Annotated in this window: 2 protein-coding genes; both read left to right on the forward strand. The window is 75.4% G+C overall.

Going from position 1 to position 21,699, the window contains the following annotated elements:
• The first annotated feature begins 102 nt into the window (after window positions 1–102).
• Window positions 103–10,938 (forward strand): SDR family NAD(P)-dependent oxidoreductase, encoded by a 10,836-nt coding sequence (locus OG379_RS31305; RefSeq protein WP_405666368.1) that lies wholly within the window; start codon window positions 103–105, stop codon window positions 10,936–10,938.
• Between the two features lie 125 nt (window positions 10,939–11,063).
• A complete protein-coding gene (locus OG379_RS31310; RefSeq protein ID WP_405666370.1) occupies window positions 11,064–21,584 on the forward strand; it encodes an SDR family NAD(P)-dependent oxidoreductase in 10,521 nt (3,506 codons plus the stop codon).
• The last annotated feature ends 115 nt before the right edge of the window (window positions 21,585–21,699 follow it).

Consider the following 21,699-nt stretch of genomic DNA (forward strand, 5'->3'; position numbering starts at 1 on the left):
GACCGGCCCCTAGGGGTGCCTAAGGGTGTGGGCCTTCAGGGGTCGTCATTACCGTGAGAAAAAAGGTGGAAAACGGTGTCGGTCGAAAGTGGAGATGCGTGGATGAACGGGCCCGGATCCGAATCAGCCCTGGCACGACTGCTCGCCGAGGCCGCACCGACGCAGCACCGCAGACTCGTGACGGATCTGGTGCGCACCGCCGTTACCGAGGCGGTCGAGGCGGCCAGGCCGGGCACCTCGCAGACCCTGGACCCGTCCGTACCGCTGGCGGAACAGGGGCTCGACTCGCTCGCGGCGGTGGACCTGCACCGGAGGCTGACCGAGCGGACCGGCCTCGACCTGCCGGTCGGTCTCGCCTACGACTGCCCCACCGTGCGCGATCTGGCCGACCGGCTGCTGGCCGGGGACGGTGCCGCCGACGAGGCCCCGCCGGAGCCGGCCGGTGACGGCCACACCGACGAACCCGTGGCGATCGTCGGCATCGGCTGCCGCTTCCCCGGGGGCATCGAGACCCCGGCCGACCTCTGGCGCCTGCTGACCGACGGTGGCGAAGTGCTCTCGGACTTCCCCCAGGACCGGGGCTGGGACCTGAAGCAGCTGTTCGACGAGGACCCGGACGTCCCCGGCAGCTCCTACGCCCGCACCGGCGGATTCCTCGACACGGCAACCGAGTTCGACGCAGAGTTCTTCGGCATCAGCCCGCGCGAGTCGATGGCCATGGACCCGCAGCAGCGACTGGTCCTGGAGACCTCCTGGCTGGCCCTGGAGGACGCCGGCATCGACCCCACCGCACTGCGCCGCACCGCGGCCGGCATGTTCTTCGGGGCCGAGGTGCAGGAGTACGGTCCGCGCCTGCACGACGCGCCGGACGGACTCGACGCCCATCTGCTGGCCGGCAACGCCTCCAGCGTCATCTCCGGCCGCGTCGCCTACGTGCTGGGCACCGAGGGACCGGCCGTCACCGTCGACACCGCCTGCTCCGCCTCCCTGGTCGCCGTCCACCTGGCCTGCCGCTCGCTCCTGCAGGGCGAGTCGTCCCTGGCGCTGGCCGGCGGGGTCGCGGTGATGGGCGGGCCGGGAGTCTTCACCGCGTTCAGCAGGCAGCGCGGTCTGTCCGCGGACGGCCGCTGCAAGGCCTTCGCCGCCGCCGCGGACGGCACGGGCTTCGCCGAGGGCGTCGGCGTCCTCGTCCTGGAACGGCTCTCCGACGCCCGCCGCAACGGCCACCAGGTGCTCGCCGTCGTACGGTCCTCCGCCGTCAACCAGGACGGTGCCTCCAACGGGCTCACCGCCCCCAACGGCACCGCGCAGCAACGGCTGATCCGCCGGGCGCTGGCCGTCGCCGGACTCGGACCCGCCGACGTCGACGTGGTGGAGGCACACGGTACGGGCACCCGCCTCGGCGACCCCATCGAGGCGACCGCTCTCCTTGCCACCTACGGGCAGGGCCGCCCGGCCGGAGCCCCTCTGCTGCTCGGCTCGGTCAAGTCGAACCTGGGCCACACCCAGGCCGCCGCGGGCGTGGCCGGCGTGATCAAGACCGTCCTCGCCATGCGGCACGGTCAGGTCCCGGCGACCCTGCACGTCGACGCCCCCACTCCGCACGCCGCCTGGGCGTCCGGCAGCGTGGAACTGGTCACCGAGCCGAGGCCCTGGCCCCGGACCGGCCGCCCGCGCCGGGCGGGTGTCTCCTCCTTCGGCGTCAGCGGCACCAACGCCCACGTCATCCTGGAGCAGCCGGACTCCGAGGACCACGCAGAGGACCCGGCCGGTGTCCGGGCCCCGGACCCGGAGGCGGCGCACCTCACCCACGGGAGCGATGCCGGGAACGCCCCCGACGGTGTCCAGGTCCCGCTCGTCTTCCCGCTGTCCGCCCGTGGCGGGGCCGCCCTGCGGGCCCGTGCCGCCGACCTGCTGCCACTGGCCGGCACCACGGAACCGGCCGACCTCGCCCACGCCCTGGCCACCACCCGCGCCGCCCTGCCCGACCGGGCCGTCCTCGTCGCGGCCGACCGCGCCGAACTGCGGGCGGCGCTCACCGCCGTGGCCTCGGGCAGCACCCCGGCAACCGGGCGGGCGGGCGGCGAAGTCGGCTTCCTGTTCACCGGGCAGGGCAGTCAGCGCCCCGGCATGGGCCGCGAACTCGCCGCCGCGTACCCCGCGTTCGCCGATGCCCTCGACGACGTCTGCGCCCACTTCGACCTCCAGCTCCCCAAGCCCCTCAAGAGCGTCCTGTTCGCCGGGCCGGACACACCCGACGCGGAGCTGCTGCACCGCACCGAGTACGCGCAGCCGGCCCTGTTCGCCGTCGAAGTCGCCCTCCACCGCCTGCTGGAGAGCTGGGGGATGCGCCCCGACCACCTGGCCGGGCACTCCGTCGGCGAGATCGCCGCCGCGCACGTGGCCGGGGTCCTCACCCTGCAGGACGCCACCATCCTGGTGGCCGCGAGAGGCCGGCTCATGCAGGCGCTGCCCGAAGGCGGCGCCATGGTCGCGGTCCGCGCCGGCGAGAGCGACGTCGCGCCGCTGCTCACCGAGCGCACGGGCATCGCGGCCGTGAACGGCCCCGCCTCCGTCGTGATCTCCGGCGACCTGGACGATGTCGAGCGCATCGCCGGTGAACTCGCCGCCCGCGGGCACGACACCAAACGTCTGCGCGTCAGCCACGCCTTCCACTCGCCGCTGATGGAACCGATGCTGGACGAGTTCCGCCGGGTGGCGCAGGTACTCGACTACGCCGAACCCACCGCGCCGGTCGTGTCGACCGTGACCGGCGCCCCCGTCGGCCGCGAACTGTGCGATCCCGAGTACTGGGTGGAACACGTCCGCGCCCGGGTCCGCTTCCACGACGCCGTGCGGTGGCTCTCCGACGCCGGAGTCCGGACCTTCCTGGAGATCGGCCCGGACGCGGTGCTGAGCGCCATGGGACCGGACTGCACGGACGCCCCCGGCACAGCCTTCCTGCCGGTGCTCCGGCGCGATCGGCCCGAGGCCCGCGAGGCCGTCACCGCGCTCGCCGCGGCCCACGCCCGCGGCGTTCCCGTCGACTGGGCCCGGCACCACGCCGGCCGGGACGCCCGCCGCGTCGAGCTGCCCGGCTACCCCTTCCAGCGGCGCCGCTTCTGGCTGGAGCCGGGCACCCCCGCCGACGCGGCCGGGCTGGGGCAGATCGCGGCCGGACACCCGCTGCTGGCGGCCGTGGTCGCGGTCGGCGCGGAGGGCGTCGTCCTGACCGGACGCCTCTCGACCCGCACCCACCCCTGGCTCGCGGACCACGTGATCGCCGGCCGCGTACTGATGCCCGGCACCGCCTTCGTCGAACTCGCCCTGCGGGCTGGCGACCACGTCGGCGCCACCGAGCTGGAGGAACTCACCCTCGGCGCCCCGCTGGTGCTCGCCGCGGACGAGCACGTCGCCGTCCAGGTGGCCGTCGGGGAACCCGACGACTCCGGACGCCGCACCGTCACCGTCCACTCGCGCGCCGACGAGGACGCGCCCTGGACCCGGCACGCGGCCGGCCTGCTCACCGACGCCGGCACCGCCGCGCCGGCCGCCCGCACCGAGCCGGGTGCCTGGCCGCCGCCGGACGCCGTACCCCTGGACATCACGGAGGTCTACGCGGACCTCGCCGACCAGGGTTACGCCTACGGCCCCGTCTTCCAGGGCCTGCGTGCCGCCTGGCGGCACGGCCAGGACGTCATCGCCGAGGCCGCCCTGTCCGGTGACGCCGCCGCCGACGCCGCGCGCTTCGGACTCCACCCCGCGCTGCTGGACGCCGCGCTGCACGCCGCCGACCTCGACGCCCCGCCGCGCGGCGAGGTGCTGCTGCCGTTCGCCTGGACCGGTGTACGCCTGCACGCCACCGGCGCCTCGGCCCTGCGCGTACGGATCACCCGTGGCGACGGCGACACCATAGGCCTGCACCTGTTCGACACCACCGGTGCCCCCGTGGCCGGCATCGAGGCCATGACCTCGCTGCCCGTGCCCGACGACGACGTCCTGTACGCCGTGCAGTGGTCGCCGCACCCCCGGCCTGCGGCCACCGCGCCCCTGCGCACCGCCGTCCTCGACGGCGCCCACGCGGCCGGCCCGTCCGACGACGGTCCGGCCGAGGACGCGCTCGCCCGTGCCGTGGACGCGCTGCTCGACGCCCCCGCCGCGGACGCCGTGGTGTACCGCCCGGCCGGCCCCGCGGGAGCCGACGCCACCGAGGCCCGCGCCCACGTGCTTCGCACCCTGCGCCTGCTGCAGACCTGGCAGTCGGACGAACGGGCGGCCGGAACCCGCCTCGTCCTCGTCACCCCGCCCGGCAGCCCCGCCCACGCCGCGGTACGCGGTCTGGTCCGCTCGGCCCAGGCCGAGAACCCGGGCCGTTACGTCCTCGTCGAGCACGACGGCCTGCCCTCCGAGGCGGAGCTGGGCCAGGCGCTCGCCACCGGGGAGCCCGAACTCTCGCTCTCCGGAGGCCGGTTCGCCGTGCCCCGGCTGGCCGCCGAGCCGGCCGTCGCACCCCGGCCGGCGGCCGACTGGGGGACCGTCCTGATCACCGGCGGCACCGGCGGTCTCGGCGCCCTGCTCGCCCACCACCTGGTGCGTGCCCACGGCGTCACCCGCCTGGTCCTGGCTGGCCGCCAGGGACACGCCCCCGAGCTGCACGCCGAACTGACCGCGCTGGGCGCCGAGGTGACCGTGGCCGCCTGCGACGTCGGCGACCGGGAGGCGCTGCGCGACCTGCTGGCCCGGCACCCGGTCGACTCCGTCGTCCACGCCGCGGGCACCGTGCGCGACGGCATCGTCGAGAGCCTCACCGACGACATGGTCGACGAGGTCTTCCACGCCAAGGCCGCCGGCGCCTGGCACCTGCACGAACTCACCCTCGACCGGGACCTGTCCCACTTCGTGCTGTTCTCCTCGCTCGCCGCCGTCCTCGACGGACCGGGCCAGGGCAACTACGCCGCCGCCAACGCCTACCTGGACGCCCTCGCCACCCACCGGGCGGCGCACGGACTGCCCGCCACCGCCCTCGCCTGGAGCCTCTGGGCCACCGGCACCGGCATGGGCGCCGCGCTGGACGCCGCAGCCCTGGAGCGCGTGGCCGCGTACGGGGTCCCCGGGCTGTCCGCCGGACACTCCCTGCGGCTCTTCGACGCCGCGATCCGTTCCGGCAGCCCCCACCTCGTCCCCGTGGAGATCGACGCCGCAGCCGTACGCCGACGGCCCGACGGCCCGCCGCCGCTGCTGAGCGGCCTCGTCCGCCCCGTCACCCGCCGGGCCGCCGCCCACACGGCACCCCACCAGGAGCGGGTGATGGCGGACCTGCCCGCCGCCGACCGGGAGCGCGCCCTGCTGGACCTGGTCCGCACCGAGGTGGCCGCGGTACTGCGGCACGACTCCCCGTCGGCCATCGACCCCGGCCGGGCCTTCACCGAGCTGGGATTCGACTCCCTGGCCGCCGTCGAACTGCGCAACCGGCTCAACACCGTCACCGGACTGCGGCTGCCGGCCACCCTCGTCTTCGACCACCCCACCTCGCGTGCCCTCGCCGACCACGTCCGGGACGCCCTCTTCGGCACCTCTCGGCCGGCCGGCGAACCCGCCCCCGGACCGCGCCCCGCCGACAGCGACGACCCCGTCGTCATCGTCGGCATGGGCTGCCGCTACCCCGGCGGCGTCCGCTCCCCGGAGGACCTGTGGCGCCTCGTCGCCGACGGCGTCGACACGGTCGGTGACTTCCCCGCCGACCGGGGCTGGGACACGGACACCCTGTACGACCCGGAGCCCGGCACTCCCGGCCGCACGTACACCCGGGAGGGCGCCTTCCTCTACGACGCGGCCGACTTCGACCCCGGCTTCTTCGGCATCGGTCCGCGCGAGGCCACCGCCATGGACCCGCAGCAGCGTCTGCTCCTTGAGGTCTCCTGGGAGGCACTGGAGCGATCCGCGATCGACCCGGCGGCCCTGCGCGGCTCACGCACCGGTGTGTTCGCGGGCGTCATGTACCACGACTACGGCACCTGGCTGACCGACGTCCCCGACGACCTCGCCGCCTACCTCGGCAACGGCAGCCTCGGCAGCGTCGTCTCGGGCCGGGTCGCCTACGCCCTCGGACTGGAGGGCCCGGCCGTCACCGTCGACACCGCCTGCTCCTCCTCGCTGGTCACCCTGCACCTGGCCGCGCAGGCCCTGCGGCAGGGCGAGTGCGACCTCGCCCTGGTCGGCGGCGTCACCGTCATGTCGACCCCGGACACCTTCGTCGACTTCGCCCGCCAGCGCGGCCTGGCCGCCGACGGCCGCTGCAAGTCGTTCGCCGCGGCGGCGGACGGCACCGGCTGGGGCGAGGGCGTCGGCATGCTCGTCGTCGAACGCCTCTCCGACGCCCGCCGCAACGGTCACCGGGTGCTGGCCACGGTGCGCGGCTCCGCCGTCAACTCCGACGGCGCCTCCAACGGCCTGACCGCTCCCAACGGCCCCTCCCAGCAGCGTGTCATCCGCGCCGCGCTCAGCGCCGCCGGGCTCACCACCGCCGACGTCGACGTGGTCGAGGCGCACGGCACCGGTACGACCCTCGGCGACCCGATCGAGGCGCAGGCACTGCTGGCCACCTACGGACAGGAGCGGCCGGACGACGAGCCGCTGTGGCTGGGCTCCGTCAAGTCCAACATGGGGCACACCCAGGCCGCCGCCGGAGTCGCCGGCATCATCAAGATGGTCATGGCGATGCGGCACGGCACCCTGCCGCGCACCCTCCACGTCGACGCGCCCTCGCCCCAGGTGGACTGGACGGCGGGCGCGGTGCGGCTGCTCACCGACGAGCGGCCCTGGCGCACGCCGGACCGGCCGCGTCGCGCCGGTGTCTCCTCCTTCGGGATCAGCGGCACCAACGCCCACGTCATCCTGGAGGAGTTCACCGCCGACGAGCCGGAGACCTCGGAGCCCGACCCGGCCACCGTGCCGCCCGTGGTCGCCCTCGCGGTCTCCGCACGCTCGCCCGAGGCACTGCGCGGCCAGGCCGCCCGGCTGCGGGACCTGACCGGCATCGCACCCGCGGATCTCGGCCTGGCCCTTGCCACCACCCGCACCACCCATCCGCACCGCGCCGTCGTCCTCGCCACCGACGAGCCGCGGACCGCGGAAGCGCTGGACGCCCTGGCCCGGGGACACGAGGCGCCCGGCCTGCTCGTCACCGGTGCCGCCACCGACGGAACCCTCGCCCACCTGTTCTCCGGGCAGGGCGCCCAGCGGCCCGGCATGGGCCGCGACTGGTACGACAGCTACCCGGTCTACGCCGAACACTTCGACCGCGTCGCCGAACTCTTCGCCAAACACCTGGAACGGCCGCTCGCCGAGGTCGTCCTCGGTGACCACCCCGACATCCTGGAGCAGACCGCCTACACCCAGGCCGCCCTGTTCACCACCCAGGTCGCCCTCCACCGCCTGCTGGAGTCGTTCGGGGTGCGGCCCGCGTGGCTGGCCGGTCACTCCGTCGGCGAGTTCGCCGCCGCGCACGTCGCAGGGGTCTGGTCACTGCAGGACGCCGTGACCGCCGTCGCGGCACGCGGCCGGCTGATGCAGGCGCTGCCCGGGGGCGGCGCGATGATCGCCGTACAGGCCACGGAGGAGGAGGTGGCGCCTCTGCTGGACGAACGGTGCGGCATCGCCGCGGTCAACGGCCCGCGCGCCGTGGTCGTCTCCGGGGAGGAGGACGCCGTCACCGCCGTCGCCGCACACTTCGCCATCACCCGGCGGCTGCGTGTCTCGCACGCCTTCCACTCCCCTCGCATGGAGCCCATGCTGGAGGAGTTCCGCCAGGTCATGGCGGCCCTCCCGGCCGCGGAACCGGTCCTGCCGATCGTGTCCACCCTCACCGGCGCCCAGGCCACGGCCGCCGAACTCGGCTCCGCCGACTACTGGGTGCGGCACGTACGGCAGACCGTGCGGTTCGCCGACGCCGTCGGGACGCTGGCCGCGCGGGGTGTCGACACCTTCCTCGAACTGGGCGCCGCACCCGTCCTGACGGCCATGGGCCCGGACTGCCTCCCCGACGCCGAGGGGACCGCGTTCGTCCCCACGGCCCGCAAGGACACAGCCCAGGTCCCCGGCCTGCTCGCCGCGCTGGCCACCGTGCACACCCGGGGCACGGACGTCGACTGGCCGGTCCTGTACGACGGCTACGCGGGCCGCCGCACCGAACTGCCCACCTACGCCTTCGAGCACCGCCCCTACTGGCTGCCGACGACCGCGGCCAGGGGCGACGCCGCCGGACACGGGCTCGCCACCGCCGACCACCCGTTCGTCAGCGCCCGGCTCGACCTTCCCGGTGACGGCGGAACGCTGCTCACCGGACGGATCTCCACCGCCACCCACCCGGTGCTCACCCAGCACGCCGTGCTCGGATCGGTGCTGGTACCGGGCGCCGCCCTGGTCGACCTCGCCCTGCACGCCGGCCGGCTGACCGGCCGGCCCGTCCTGGAGGAACTCACCCTCCAGGCCCCGCTGGCGCTCCCCGGGGACGGCGCCGTACATCTCCAGGTCGCCGCGCGGCCCGACGGCTCCGTGGAGATCCACTCCAGGCCCGGGAACGCACCCGAGGACGAGGACTGGACGCGGCACGCGACCGGGACCCTCACCGCCACCGGCACCCTCACCGGCACGGAAACGGCACCGGACGGTGTCTGGCCGCCACCGGACGCCGTCCCCCTCGACACCGCCGGCCTCTACCCCCGCCTGCACGGCGAGGGCTACGACTACGGGCCCGTTTTCCGTGGCGTACGGGCCGCCTGGCGGCTCGGCGACACCGTCCTGGCCGAGCTGGAACTGCCCGCCGACGCACGGCAGGACGCCACCCGGCACACCCTGCACCCCGCGCTGCTGGACTCCGCCCTGCACACCACGTCCCTCACCGGGGAGGACCCCGGCGACGACACGCCCGCCGGCACGATCGCCCTCCCCTTCGCCTGGACAGGCGTCACCGCGCACGGCCGGGGGGCGCTCACCGCGCGCGTCCGGGTCACCCCGCGCGAGGAAGGCACCCGGCTCGAACTGACGGACACCGAAGGAAGGCCGCTGGCCACCGTCGAGTCCTACGTCACCCGCCCCGTCACCGCCGACCGGCTCACCGGACGTGTGCGTTCCCTCTACGTCACCGAGGGCGAACCGCTGCCGGACGCCGCAGGGCGCCCCGAGCGCCGCACCTGGGCCGTGCTCGGCCCCGACGACGCCGGTCTCGGCGCCCCCGCCCACCCCGGACTGGCCGCGATCGGCGGTCCCGCACCCGATGTCGTCGTCCTCCCGGTACGGGCCCCGCACCACGACGCGGAGCAGGTGCCGGGGGCGGTGCGCAGCACGCTGGACGCGACCCTCGCGACCGTCCAGGAGTGGCTGGGCGACGAGCGATGGGCCGGCTCGGTGCTGCTGGTCCTCACTGCCGGCACCCTCGCCGACGCCGCCGTGCACGGACTCGTACGGGCCGCCCAGGCCGAGGACCCGGACCGGATCGTCCTCGTCGGCCGGACCGGGCCCGACAGCTCCGTGCCCGACCGCGCCGCGCTGGCCGCCGTCCTGGACTCCGGTGAGCCGGAGGTGCTGTGGCGGGACGGCCGGGCCCACGCACCGCGCCTGACACGCGTCGCGGAACCGGACGCCCCGCACACCGGCCGCCCCTGGGGCACCGTCCTCGTCACCGGCGGCACCGGAGGGCTCGGCGCCCTGGTGGCCCGCCACCTCGTCACCCGGCACGGCGTCACCCGCCTCGTCCTCGCCGGCCGCCGGGGGCCCGACGCCCCCGGCGCCACCGAACTGGCCCAGGAACTGTCCGCCCTGGGCGCCCGCACCGACCTCGTCGCCTGCGACGTCGCCGACCGGGCCGCACTCGCCGCCCTGCTCGCCGCCCACCCCGTCGACAGCGTCGTGCACACCGCCGGTGTACTCGACGACGGGCTGGTCCCCTCCCTCACCCCCGAGCGCCTGGACACCGTGCTCCGGCCCAAGGCGGACGCCGCCTGGCACCTGCACCAGCTCACCCTCGACCGGGACCTGTCCCACTTCGTGCTGTTCTCCTCGGCCGCCGGCACCATCGATGCCACGGGTCAGGGCAACTACGCCGCCGCCAACGTCTTCCTCGACGCGCTGGCGGCCCACCGCGCCGGCCGGAACCTGCCGGCGACCTCGCTCGCCTGGGGCCTCTGGGCCGGCAGCGGCATGGGAGCCGGCCTCGACCGGGACGACGTACAGCGCATCGAGCGGTCCGGTATCGGCGCGCTCGACCCGGCCGAAGGGCTGGAACTGTTCGACGCGGCCCTGGAGTCAGGGCTCCCGGCCCTGGTGCCGGTCCGGCTGGACACCGCCGCGCTGCGCCGACGCGGTGACGACGTACCCGCCGTGCTGCGCACCTTGGCCGGTGTCACCGCCCGCGCGGCGCAGGACGACCGGACCCGCACACTCGGCGAGCGCCTGGCCGGGCTGCCGGAGGCCGACCACGGGCACGCGGTGCTCGAAGCGGTCCGCACCGAGGTCGCCGCGGTGCTCGGCCACGACGGACCCGGGGCCGTCGACCCCCGGCGCGCCTTCACCGAACTGGGCTTCGACTCACTCGCCGCGGTCGAGCTGCGCAACCGGCTCAACGCCGCCAGCGGACTGCGTCTGCCCTCCACCCTCATCTTCGACTACGCCACCCCGACGGCCCTGGCGGACCACCTGCTCGACCGGTTCGCCCCGGCCGCCGCCCCGGAGCCCGCCGACCCGCGGGCGGACGAAGAGGTGCGGAACCTCATCGCCCGCATCCCGGTCGCGAGGATCCGTGAGGCGGGACTGCTCGACGGACTGCTGAGACTGTCCGGGTCCGCACCGGCAGAGGCCGCCGCCGAGCAGCCCATGGACATCAAGTCCATGGGCGTGGCGGACCTGGTGCGGGCCGCCCTGAGCCGCAGCACCCCCGAGTGATCCGCCCCGGTGCCGGACGCCGCGCCGCGTCCGGCACCGGCGATCCGCCTCCGGCGCACCACCACCGCATCTCCACCTTCACCGCATCATCAGCGCCGCCGAGTCAGCAGGGAGCGACACCGACCGTGGACACATCTGTCGAGCAGATCGTCGAGGCGCTGCGCGAGGCCATGCTCGAGAACGAGCGGCTGCGCCGGCACAACGACCGGATCTCCGAAGCCGCGCACGAGCCCGTCGCCGTCGTCGCCATGAGCTGCCGCTATCCCGGCGGCGTCAGCACGCCCGAACAGCTGTGGCAGCTGGTCGACGCCGGAGTGGACGCCGTGGGCGACTTCCCCGCGGACCGGGACTGGGACGTCGACGCGATCTACGACCCCGACCCCGACGCGCCGGGCCGCACCCATGTGCGCGAGGGCGGATTCCTCCACGACGCACCGCAGTTCGACCCGGGGTTCTTCGGCATCAGCCCGCGCGAGGCCGTCGCCATGGACCCGCAGCAGCGGCTGCTGCTGGAGACCGCCTGGGAGGCGTTCGAACGCGCCGGCATCGACCCGCACACCCTGCGCGGCAGCCGTACCGGCATCTACGCGGGCGTCATGTACCACGACTACGGCAGCTGGCTCACGGATGTTCCCGAAGGCGTCGAGGGTTACCTCGGCAACGGCAACCTCGGCAGCGTCGCCTCCGGCCGCGTGTCCTACACCCTCGGGCTGGAGGGCCCGGCCGTCACCATCGACACCGCCTGCTCCTCCTCGCTGGTCGCCCTCCACCTGGCCGTGCAGGCCCTGCGCACCGGTGAGTGCGGCCTCGCCCTGGCCGGCGGGGTGACCGTCATGTCCACCCCCGACACCTTCATCGACTTCTCCCGCCAGCGCGGCCTCGCCCTGGACGGCCGCTGCAAGTCGTTCGCGGAGGGCGCGGACGGCACCGGCTGGGGTGAGGGCGTGGGGATGCTGCTCCTGGAGCGGCTGAGCGACGCCCGTCGCAACGGCCACCGTGTGCTCGCCGTCGTGCGGGGCACCGCCGTCAACCAGGACGGTGCCTCCAACGGCCTGACCGCCCCCAACGGCCCCTCCCAGCAACGCGTCATCCGCGCCGCCCTCGCCGACGCCCGCCTGGAACCCCGCCAGGTCCACGCCGTGGAGGCACACGGCACCGGCACCCCGCTCGGTGACCCGATCGAGGCCCAGGCTCTCCTGGCCACCTACGGCCAGGACCGCGAGGAGCCGTTGTGGCTGGGCTCGGTGAAGTCCAACATCGGGCACACCCAGGCCGCCGCCGGAGTCGCCGGAGTCATCAAGATGGTGATGGCCATGCGCCACGGCCGGCTGCCCCGGACCCTGCACGCCGGACGGCCCACCACCCAGGTCGACTGGGAGGCCGGCGCCGTCGAACTGCTCTCCGAGCCACGCGAGTGGCCCGCCCCCGGGGAGCTCCGCCGCGCCGCCGTGTCCTCCTTCGGGATCAGCGGCACCAACGCCCACGTCATCGTCGAGGCGGCCCCCGACCCCGAGCCGCGCGACGAGGAGCCGGTCTGGGACCGCCCCCTGCCCCTGGTGCTGTCCGCCCGTGACGAGCCGGGACTGGCCGCCCAGGCCCGCCGCCTCCTGGACCACCTGGAGGCCGGCACCGATCCGGTGCCCGACGTCGCCCACACCCTGGCCACCACCCGCGCCGCCCTGGACCGGCGGGCCGTCGTCGTCGGCGCGGACCTGGCCGCCGTGACCGCCGACCTCACCGCGCTGGCCGAGAGCGACCCGGCGTCCGGCGTGGTGCGCGGCGCACCGGCGGGGGAGTCCCGCATCGCGTTCGTCTTCCCCGGACAGGGCTCCCAGTGGGCAGGCATGGCCGCCGACCTCCTGGACGCCTCCCCGGTGTTCGCCGCCACCATGGCCGACTGCGCCGAGGCCCTCGCCCCCTTCACCGACTGGGATCTCCTCGGGACCGTGCGCGAACGCCGTCCACTGGAACGGGTGGACGTCGTACAGCCCGCCCTGTGGGCGATCATGGTGTCGCTGGCCGAGGTGTGGCGCGCGCACGGGGTGCGACCCGCCGCCGTCATCGGACACTCCCAGGGAGAGATCGCCGCCGCCTGCGTGGCCGGTGCGCTCAGTCTGTCCGACGGAGCCCGCGTCGTGGCCCTGCGCAGCCGGGCCATCGCCGAGTCGCTCTCCGGCCGCGGCGGCATGATGTCGGTGGCCCTGCCCGAGTCCCGGGCACGCGAACTCGTCGCCGCCCACGACGGGCGGGTCTCCGTGGCCGCGGTCAACGGCGCCTCCTCCGTGGTGCTCTCCGGGGACGCCGACGCCCTCGACGCCCTGCGCGAGACGATCGTCGCCGACGGCGGACGCGCCAAACGGCTGCCGGTGGACTACGCCTCGCACTGCGCCCACGTCGAGTCGATCCGCGAACGGCTCCTCACCGACCTCGCGGACGTGCGGCCGCGTCCCGCCGCCGTGCCCTTCTACTCCACCGTCACCGACGGCGTGCTGGACACCACCACGCTGGACGCCGGGTACTGGTACACCAACCTGCGCCAGGGCGTCCTGTTCGAGCCGACCACCCGGACCCTGCTGGCCGCAGGCTACGGGGTGTTCGTCGAGTGCAGTCCGCATCCGGTCCTGCTCAACAGCATCGAGGAGACCGCCGACGCGGCCGACGCGGCCGTCACCGGCCTCGGCTCGCTGCGCCGCGACGACGGAGGTGCCGGACGTCTGCTCACCTCGCTGGGCGAGGCGTTCGTGGCCGGCGTCCCGGTCGACTGGTCCCCGGTGTTCGCCGGGATGCCGGTGCGGACCGCGGACCTGCCCACCTACGCCTTCCAGCGTGAGCGCTACTGGCTGGGCCGGTCCGCGGCCGCCGGCGACGTCACCGCCGCAGGCCTCCGGGGCGCCGGCCACCCGCTGCTGGGCGCGGCCGTCCCGGTCGCCGGCGGCGGCACGCTGTTCACCGGCCGGCTCTCGCTGTCCACCACGCCCTGGCTGGCCGACCACGCGGTCTCCGGCACCACCCTGCTGCCCGGCACCGCACTGGTCGAATTGGCGCTGAGCGCCGGCCACGACCTCGGCTGCGGACACGTCACCGAACTCACCCTGCAGGCCCCCCTGCTGCTGCCCGAGCGGGGCGCCGTCCAGCTCCAGCTCCACGTGGCCGCCGCCGACGGCCAGGGGCACCGCGCGGTGACCGTCCACTCCCGCCCCGAGAGCGCCGACGAGGCCGCCTGGACCCAGAACGCCTCGGGCCTCCTCGCACCGCAGTCCGCGCCGCCCGCCTTCGACCTCGCGGCCTGGCCGCCCCCCGGCGCCGCACCGGTCCCGGTGGACGACGCCTACACCGCACTGGCGGCCCTCGGTTACGACTACGGTCCGGCCTTCCAGGGCCTGCGCGCGGCCTGGCGGCGCGGCGACGAGACGTACGCCGAGGTCGAACTGCCCACCGAGGCGGGCGGCTTCGGTCTGCACCCGGCCCTCTTCGACGCCGCCCTGCACGCCGACGGCCTCGGCGCGCACGGCCAGGAGGCGGCCCGGCTGCCCTTCGCCTGGACCGGCGTGTCGCTGTACGCGTCCGGGGCCACCGCCCTGCGGGTCCGCCTTCGCGGCGGTGACACGCTCTCCCTGGAACTGGCCGACCCCACCGGTGCCCCGGTCGCCGCCGTCGAGGCACTGGTCTCCCGCCCGGTCGACGGCGGAGCGCTGGCCTCCCCGGTCCGCGCCGACGACCTGTACCGGCTGGACTGGCCCGTGGTGCCCGTACCGGATGCCGCGACCCCCGCCCATGCCGTCCTGGCGGAGGACGGCACGGCCGCGCTCGCACCGCTGCCCGACTGGGTGGTACTGCCGGTGGCCGGCGGCGACGACCCGGCGGCATCGGTGCGCGAGGCGACCGGACGGGTCCTGACCGCCCTGAAGGACTGGCTGGCGGACGAACGGACCGCCGAGGCCCGCCTGCTGGTCCTCACCGGCGGCGCGGTCACCACCGGCGAGGAGAGCCCCGTCGACCTGGCGGGCGCCGCCGTCTGGGGCCTCGTCCGCGCCGCCCAGGGCGAACACCCCGACCGCATCGTCCTCGTGGACACCGCCCCCGGGACGGCGGACGACGACCGGATCGCCGCCGCCGTGCGCGCCGCCGCCGCGAGCGGCGAGCCGCAACTGGCCCTGCGGGGCGACACCGTCCGGGTGCCCCGGCTGGCCCGCGCCGTCGTACGCGGGAGCGCCGCCACGCTCGATCCCGACGGCACCGTACTGATCACCGGCGGAACCGGCGTGCTCGGCGCCGTGGTTGCCCGGCACCTCGCCACCGGACACGGCGTGCGCCGTCTGGTCCTGGCCGGGCGCAGCGGCACATCGGCGGACGACTTCGCCGACCTCGCCGAGTCCGGTGTCGAGGTCGTCGTCGCCCGCTGCGACGCCGCCGAGCGCGACGACCTGGCCGCGCTCCTGGCCGAAGTGCCCGCCGCACATCCCCTGACCGCCGTGGTGCACCTCGCCGGCGTTCTCGACGACGGGCTGGTCACCGACCAGACCCCCGAACGCCTGGACGCCGTGCTGCGGCCCAAGGCGGACGCAGCCTGGAACCTGCACGAACTCACCCGGGACATGGACCTCGCGGCGTTCGTACTGTTCTCCTCGGCCGCCGGCACCGTCGACGGAGCCGGGCAGTCCGGATACGCCGCCGCCAACGCGTTCCTCGACGCCCTCGCCGCGCACCGTGGCTCCCTGGGGCTGCCGGCGCTCTCGCTGGCCTGGGGCTTCTGGGAGCAGCGCACCGGCATGACCGCCCACCTCACCGACGCCGACGTCGAGCGCATGACGCGTGCGGGAGTCCGGCCTCTGCCCACCGAGGAGGGACTGCGGCTGCTCGACGCCGCGTTCGCCGCCGACGAGCGGCTGCTGCTGCCCATCGGCCTGGACCTGCGTGCCCTGCGCGGCGCCGACGGCGTACCCGCCCTGCTGCGCGGCCTCGTGCCCGCTCCCGCCCGCCGGGCCGCCGCCGCCCGGACCGCGGGGCCCTCGCTCGCCGACCGGCTGGCCGCCCTGGGCCGCACCGAACAGGACGCAGAGCTGGCGGAGTTGATCCGTACACAGGTGGCCGCCGTCCTCGGTCACGGTTCCGACATGGTGCTCGACCCGCGCCGCTCCTTCCGTGAGGCCGGGTTCGACTCGCTGACCGCGGTCGAACTGCGCAACCGTCTGGGCGGCGCCGTCGGCCTGCGGCTGCCCGCCACCCTCGTCTTCGACCACCCCGACGCCGACGCCCTGGTGAGGTATCTGAGGACGGAACTCCTCGGCGCCGACGCCGGGGACGCCCCCGGGGCCGTGATGCCGGAGACGGCAGACGCCGCGGACGAGCCCGTGGCGATCGTCGGCATGGCCTGCCGCTACCCCGGCGGTGTCACCACGCCCGAGGAGTTCTGGCGGCTGCTGGCCGACGGCGCGGACGGCATCGGCGACTTCCCGGACGACCGGGGCTGGGACCTGGACACCCTGTACGATCCGGAGCCCGGCAAGCCCGGCCACTGCAGCACCCGCTCGGGCGGATTCCTCTACGACGCAGCCGAGTTCGACCACGACTTCTTCGGCATCGGCCCCCGTGAGGCCCTCGCCATGGACCCGCAGCAGCGGCTGCTGCTGGAGACCTCCTGGGAGGCCCTGGAACGCGCCGGCATCGATCCGCACAGCGTGCGCGGCACCCGCACCGGGGTGTTCGCGGGCGTCATGTACCACGACTACGGCAGCCGGCTGCGCGACGTCCCCGAGGCCGTCCGCGACTACCTCGGCAACGGAAGCCTCGCCAGTGTCGTCTCGGGCCGGGTCGCCTACGCCCTCGGCCTGGAGGGCCCGGCCCTCACCGTCGACACCGCGTGCTCCTCGTCCCTGGTCGCGCTGCACCTGGCCGCGCAGGCGCTGCGGCGGGGCGAGTGCACCCTGGCGATGGCCGGCGGCGTCTCCGTGATGTCGACCGTCGACACGTTCGTCGACTTCAGCAGGCAGCGCAACCTCGCCGCGGACGGCCGGGTCAAGTCCTTCGCCGACGCGGCGGACGGCACGGCCCTGTCCGAGGGCGCCGGTGTGCTGGTGTTGGAGCGGTTGTCGGATGCGCGGCGGTTGGGGCATCGGGTGTTGGCGGTGGTGCGGGGGAGTGCGGTGAATCAGGATGGTGCGTCGAATGGTCTGACGGCGCCGAATGGTCCGTCGCAGCAGAGGGTGTTGCGTCAGGCGTTGGTGTCGGCGGGTGTGTCGGCGGGTGATGTGGATGTGGTGGAGGCGCATGGTACGGGGACGGAGTTGGGTGATCCGATCGAGGCGCAGGCGTTGTTGGCGGTGTACGGGGTTGAGCGTGAGGTGCCGTTGTGGTTGGGGTCGGTGAAGTCGAACGTCGGGCATACGCAGGCGGCTGCGGGTGTGGCGGGTGTGATGAAGATGGTGTTGTCGTTGGGGGAGGGGGTGTTGCCGCGGACGCTGCATGTGGGTGAGCCGTCGCGGAAGGTGGAGTGGGGTGCGGGGCGGGTGCGGTTGCTGGATGAGGAACGTCCGTGGGCGCGGGGTGAGCGGGTGCGTCGTGCGGGGGTGTCGTCGTTCGGGATCAGCGGGACGAACGCGCATGTGATTTTGGAGGAGGCACCCGACGACGACACCTCCCCCCTGCCGGACGCGGAGATCCAGGCCCCCCTCCTTCCCGTCGTCGTCTCGGGGGCCACCCCCGAGGCACTGGCCGCCCAGGCCGGCCGGCTGCGCGCCGTCGCCGACGAGCGGATCACCGACATCGTCCACTCGTTGGCCACGGGCCGCGCCGACCTCACCCACCGGGGCGCGATCGTCGCCCGTGACCGGGACGAACTGCTGGCCGGCCTGAACGCGCTGGCCGACGGCGCCACCACCGACCACGTCGTGCGCGGACGGCCCGTCGCCGGCCGCACCGCCTTCCTGTTCACCGGGCAGGGCGCCCAGCGCCCCGGCATGGGCCGCGGCCTGTACGACACCCACCCGGCCTTCCGGCAGGCCCTCGACGAGGTGTGCGAGGCGCTGGACGCCCACCTGGACCGGCCGTTGCGCGAGGTCATGTGGGCCGAACCCGGAACCGACGCGGCCGAGTCGCTCGATCACACGCTCTACACCCAGAGCGCCCTGTTCGCGGTGGAGACGGCCCTGTACCGCACGCTGGAGTCCTACGGCATCCGCCCGGACCGCCTGGCCGGCCACTCCATCGGCGAACTGACCGCCGCTCACGTCGCCGGCGTATGGGACCTCGCGGACGCGGCCCGGCTGGTCACCGCCCGTGGCCGCCTCATGCAGGCCCTGCCCGCCGGCGGCGCCATGCTCGCCGTGGACGCGTCCGAGGCCGAGGTGCTGCCGCATCTCGGGCCCGACGTGTCCCTGGCAGCCGTCAACGGCCCGCGCGCGGTCGTGGTCTCCGGGACGCGGGCGGCGGTGAACGCGGTCGCCACCGCCTTCGCCGACCGCCGTACCAAGCGGCTGCGGGTCAGCCACGCCTTCCACTCGCCCCTCATGGACCCGATGCTGGCCGAGTTCGAGAAGGCCGCCCGTGAACTGCGCTACGCCGCGCCCGCGATTCCCGTCGTCACCGGTACGCACGCCACCGAGGACGACCTGCGCTCGCCCGAGTACTGGGTGCGCCACGTCCGGGACGCGGTCCGCTTCGGGGACGCGGTCCGCGCCCTGGAGGACGACGGCGTCCGCACCTTCCTCGAACTCGGCCCCGACGCCGTCCTGTCGGCCATGGGCCCGCACGCCCTCGCCGACCCGGAGCGATCGGCGTTCGTACCGGCCCTGCGCCGCGAGCGCGACGAGGAGGTAACGCTCGCCGCGCTCGTCGCCACCGCCCACGTCCGCGGCCTGACCCTCGACTGGCAGCGGGTGCGGGCGGGCGCCGACGCCCGGCGCGTCGAGCTGCCGACGTACGCCTTCCAGCGGCAGCGGCTGTGGCTGGACGACGGGCCCGGGGGGGCCACCGACGCCGGCGGGCTCGGCCAGTCGCCCGCCGGGCACCCGATGCTCGGCGCCGCCCTCACCCTGGCCGCCGCCGACACCGTCGCGCTGACCGGCCGCCTCTCCCTGGCCACCCACCCCTGGCTGGCCGACCACGCCGTCGCGGGAGTCGTCCTGGTGCCCGGCAGCGCCTTCGTGGAACTTGCCCTCCAGGCCGGTGACCGCGCCGGCTGCCCGCACGTGGAGGAGATCACCCTGGAGCGGCCGCTGGTTCTCCCCCCGAAGGGTTCGGTGCACCTCCAGGTGACCGCCGCGGCTCCCGACGCCGACGGGCGCAGACAACTGGCCGTGCACGCCCGGCCCGAGGGCACCGGCGGAGACTGGACCCGCCACGCCACCGGCAGCCTCACCCCGCGGACCGCGCCCGAACCGGCCCCCGTCGACGTCTGGCCGCCGGAGGGTGCCGTCCCCGTCGAGGTGAGCGGACTGTACGACCACCTCGCCGAGCAGGGGTACGGCTACGGCCCGCTGTTCCGCTGCCTGCGCGCGGCCTGGCGGCTCGGCGACGAGGTCTGCGCCGAACTCGCCCTTCCCGACGCCGACGCGGCCGACGGATTCGCACTGCACCCGGCGCTCCTCGACTCGGCGCTTCACGCCATCGACCTGCTGGACGGGCAGGACCCGGCCGTCATGACCCTGCCCTTCGCCTGGGAGGGGGTCACCCTGCACGCCACCGGTGCCACGGCCCTGAGGCTGCGGCTCACCCCGCACGGCACGGACCACATGACCCTGGGGCTGTACGACACCTCGGGCGCACCGGTCGCCGAGGCGGCGTCGCTGCGCATCCGCCAGGTGACGGCCGAGCAGCTGACGGCCGCCGCGCCCGCCTCCGGCGACCTGTTCGCCCTGCGCTGGACCCCGGCGGACGTGATCGCCGACGGGGCGGCGGCCGAGCCCCGCACCCTGACCGTGACCCTGGACGACGCCGCGGCCGGCGACCTGCCGGCGCGGGCCCGCGGGACCGCCGTGCGCACCCTCGCCGCGCTCCAGGAACACCTGGCCGAACCGGCGGACGGTACCCCCCTGGTCGTCGTCACCCGGTCCGCGGTCGCCGTCGGCGCCGACGGGGCGCCGGACCCGGCCCAGGCCGTCATCTGGGGCATGGTCCGGTCCGCCGCCGTCGAGCACCCCGGCCGGTTCGTGCTGGCCGACACCGACGGCGACGACGCCTCGTCCGCGGTCCTGCCGGCCGCCGTCGCGACCGGCGCGCCCGAACTCGCCCTGCGCGGGGGCACGGTGTACACACCGGAGCTGACCCGGGCCGACGAGACCCGGACCGTGCCGGCCATCCCGCTGAACCCCGAGGGCACCGTCCTCATCACCGGCGGCACCGGCAGTCTCGGCCGCCTGGTGGCCCGGCACCTGGCCGAGCACCACGGCGTCCGGCACCTGCTGCTGGTCGGCCGAGGCGGCCGGACACCGGACGCGCGAGGGTACGAGGAGCCCGTCGCCCCCGGCGCGCGGATCACGGTCGCCGCCTGCGACACCACCGACCGCGCCGCGCTGGCCGAGCTGCTGGCCTCCGTTCCCGAAGCCCATCCGCTGACCGCCGTCGTGCACGCCGCCGGCGTCCTGGACGACGGTCTGCTCACCGATCTCACCGCGACGCGCACGGAGACGGTGATGCGGCCCAAGACCGATGCCGCCTGGCACCTGCACGAACTCACCCGCGACCTGGACCTGGCCGCCTTCGTCCTCTTCTCCTCCGCCGCCGGCACGCTGGGAGCGGCGGGGCAGGCCAACTACGCGGCGGGCAACGCCTTCCTCGACGCCCTCGCCGCCCGGCGGCGGGCGGAGGGGCTGCCCGCCCTGTCACTGGGCTGGGGGCTGTGGGACACCGGCGACGGCATGGCGGCCGGCCTCGGCGAGGCCGAGATGCGCAGGCTGGCCCGCGACGGCATCCTGCCGCTGCCCGCCGGCCGGGCGCTGTCGCTGTTCGACCGGGCCCTGACTACCGACGCGCCGTCCCTGCTGCCGATCCGCGTCCAGGTCACCGACGACGCCCCGGCCCTGGTCCGCGCCCTGGAACCGGCGTCGGCGCCGGTCCGCCGGACCGTCCGGGCGGTGGAGGCCGCCCCGGAGGAGGCGGAGCCGTTGGTGCGGCGGCTGGCCGAGCTCGGGGTCGCGGACGGCAGGCGGCTGCTGGTCGACACGGTGTGCGGGCACGTGGCCGATGTCCTCGGACACGGTTCCGGAGGCGCCGTCGACGCCGAACGCCCGCTGGGCGACCTCGGCGTGGACTCGCTCGCCGCGCTGGAGCTGCGCAACCGCCTGAGCGCCGACACGGGCCTGCGGCTCTCCACCACCCTCACCTTCGACTACCCGACCTCCGAGGCACTCGCCCAGCACCTGTTCGAGGAACTGGGCGGGGCCGGGACCGACGAGGAACTCGTCGACGTGGAGGGGGAGGTGGTACGCCTGGAGACGCTGCTGGACACCGTGCTCGGCTCCGACGGGCTCGACGACGAGCGCCGTGCCCGGGTGGCCGCGCGGCTCAGGTCCCTCACCGCCCGGTGGGACGGCGCGGCGCAGTGGCCGGAACCCGGGAAGGCCGGCGACACCGGGGAGAAGGGGCTGGAAGCGGCCACGGCCGACGAGCTCTTCGGCATCCTCGACGGCGAACTCGGCAGCTTCGGCTGAACCGACGGACGCACGGACGGGTGAGCCCGGGGCGCGCGTGTACCGGCCCCGGGCTCACCCGCGCCCGTCCCCGCACGACGCGTCTGTTCGGTGCCGGTGCAGGGCGCCTGTCCCG

The sequence above is a fragment of the Streptomyces sp. NBC_01166 genome (assembly GCF_045039765.1).
GTDB lineage: Bacteria > Actinomycetota > Actinomycetes > Streptomycetales > Streptomycetaceae > Streptomyces.